Source organism: Ferrovibrio sp. (assembly GCF_019636075.1).
In the GTDB taxonomy this organism is placed as follows: Bacteria; Pseudomonadota; Alphaproteobacteria; order Ferrovibrionales; family Ferrovibrionaceae; genus Ferrovibrio.
Window position 1 is genome coordinate 1 of sequence record NZ_JAHBYG010000084.1, and the last position, 2,741, is coordinate 2,741.

The window sequence follows — 2,741 nt, forward strand, 5'->3', positions numbered from 1 at the left end:
TATACGATGATCTGCGCAGCACCCTGATGCATAGCGATATGCGCAAGGTGGCGCTCTGGGCTGAACGCCACGGCCTGCAGCGCGTGGATTTTCCCGCGCCGGCCTTGTTCAACATCAACCGGCCGGAGGATATCGCCGAGGCCGAAAGGCTTTTCGTTTAAAGCGTATCCGGCCCCACCCGCACCAGCTGCTTGCCGAAATTCTTACCAGCCAGCATGCCGATGAACGCGGCCGGTGCATTCGGCAGACCTTCGGCCACGCTTTCGCGGAATTTCAGCTTGCCCTGCTGCAGCCAACCGGCCAGTTCACCTATGGCGCCGGGCCAATAGGGCAGGTGATCGGAAATGATGAAGCCGGTGATGCTGGCGCGGTTCACCAGCAGATGCCGCATGCCCGTAAAGCCTTCCGGCTTGGTGAGGTTATACTGGCTGATGATGCCGCACAGTGCCACGCGGGCGAAAGTGTCGAGCCTTGCGAAGACCATTTCCATGATCTGGCCGCCCACATTTTCGAAATACACATCCACGCGGTCCGGCGTGGCGGCCTTGAACTGGTCATGCATATCGGCTGCCTTGTAGTCGATACAGGCATCGAAGCCGAGTTCATTCACCACGTAATCGCATTTCTGCTTGCCGCCGGCGATGCCCACCACGCGGCAGCCTTTCAGCTTGGCGATCTGGCCCACCGTGCCGCCCACAGCGCCCGAGGCCGCCGACACCACCACGGTATCGCCCGGCTTAGGCTGGCCGATCTGCAGCAGGCCGTAATGCGCGGTTACGCCGGGCATGCCCACTACGCCAAGCCAGGCGGAGAGGGGCGCGATTTTCGGGTCCACGATATTCAGGCCGGTGCCGTCGCTCACGCCATAGGCCTGCCAGCCGAGATAGCCGACTACATAGGCGCCGACTGGAAATTTCGGATTGTTGCTCTGCATCACCTGGCCGACGCTGCCGCCGATCATCAGCTCGCCGGGTTTCAGGCTGGCGCGATAGGAGCGCACCGGGTCCATCGCGCCGCGCATATAGGGGTCCAGCGACAGCCAGATATTGCGCACCAGCAGCTCGCCGGGGCCGGGCTGGGGGATCGGTCGATCCACGATCTCGAAATCGCTTTCCTGCACCCAGCCGGTGGGGTGCTGCTTCATCAACACCTGGATATTGCCGCTCATGCTGTGTTCCTTCCCGGAAAAACGCCACATTTGGCAAGACATTAGCCCAAGCCGGTCCTTGCGGTAAGCCTGCCCTGGCGTTAATTCTGTCGGCCATGAAAAACCGCCTTCGCATAGCGCTCGCACAGATCAGCCCGGTGATGGGCGATATCGCCGGCAACAGCCGTCTGATCGCGGAAAACCGGGCAGTTGCCGCTGCCGCCGGAGCCGATCTGATGCTGCTGCCGGAATTGGCGGTGATCGGCTATCCGCCGGAAGATCTGGTGCTGCGGCCGGCGGCGATCCGCGCCTGCGAACAGGCGGTGCGGGCGCTTGCCGAAAGCACCCGCGATGGCGGGCCCGGCCTGGTGATCACCGCGCCCTGGCGCGATGGCGACAAGCTGCATAACGCGGCGATCCTGGCCGATGGCGGCGAGATCGTTGGCGTGCGCTTCAAGCATGATCTGCCCAATTACGGCGTGTTTGACGAGAAGCGGGTTTTTGCCGCCGGTCCGCTGCCCGGTCCGCTGGTATTTCGCGGCGTGCGCATCGGTCTGCCGATCTGCGAGGATATCTGGACCTCCGAAGTAACCGAATGCCTGGCCGAGACCGGCGCGGAAATCCTGCTGGTGCCGAATGGATCGCCATTCGAACTGGGCAAGACCGATATCCGCCTCAACCATGCAGTGGCCCGCGTGGTGGAGACCGGTCTGCCGATGGTCTATCTCAACCTGGTGGGCGGGCAGGATGAACTGGTTTTCGATGGCGCGTCCTTCGTGCTGAATGCCGATCGTTCGATTCCGGTGCGGCTTGGCGAGTTCAAGCAGGAATTGGCGATTACCGACTGGCAACGCGGCGAGAATGGCTGGATATGCGCTCCCGGCCCATTGGCGCGTCCGCTTGATCGGCTGCCGGCGATTTACGAAGCGATGATGCTGGGCCTGCGGGATTATGTAGACCGCAACCGTTTCCCTGGCGTGGTGCTTGGCCTGTCCGGCGGTATCGACAGCGCGTTGTCTGCCGCCGTGGCGGTGGATGCCCTGGGTGCTGACCGGGTGCGCTGCGTGATGTTGCCCTCGCGCTATACCTCGCAGCTCAGCCTGGATGATGCCGCGGCCTGCGCCGAAGCGCTGGGCGTCAGTTACGAGAACATTCCGATCGAACCGGCCGTGGCGGCCTTCACCGGCATGCTGGCACCCAGTTTCAATGGCCGCGCGCCGGATATCACCGAAGAGAATCTGCAAAGCCGCGTGCGTGGCGTTACGCTGATGGCGTTGTCCAACAAATTCGGCCATATGGTGCTCACCACCGGCAACAAGTCGGAAATGAGCGTGGGCTATGCCACGCTCTATGGCGATATGTGCGGCGGCTATTCGGTGTTGAAGGATGTGTACAAGATGACGGTGTTCGACCTGTCGCGCTGGCGCAACACCGCCAAGCCGGCAGGCGCTATGGGCCCCGATGGAGTGGTGATTCCGCATAGCATCATCCAGCGCCCGCCCACTGCCGAATTGCGCGACAACCAGACCGACCAGGACAGCCTGCCACCCTATGAGCAGCTGGATGCGATCCTGGAAATGTTGATCGAACGGGA

General features: G+C 62.5%; 2 protein-coding genes. One reads left to right on the forward strand and one right to left on the reverse strand.

What is annotated here, in order from left to right; all coding sequences use genetic code 11:
- Positions 1-157: 157 nt before the first annotated feature.
- Positions 158-1,168, reverse strand: coding sequence for an NADP-dependent oxidoreductase (locus tag KF827_RS19510; protein WP_291009297.1), 1,011 nt, complete (start codon positions 1,166-1,168; stop codon positions 158-160).
- 95 nt (positions 1,169-1,263) lie between these two features.
- On the opposite strand from KF827_RS19510, the gene KF827_RS19515 reads away from it, so the two are divergent.
- Positions 1,264-2,741, forward strand: a 1,478-nt coding sequence (locus KF827_RS19515; RefSeq protein ID WP_291009300.1) for an NAD+ synthase, incomplete at its 3' end; no start/stop codon positions are given.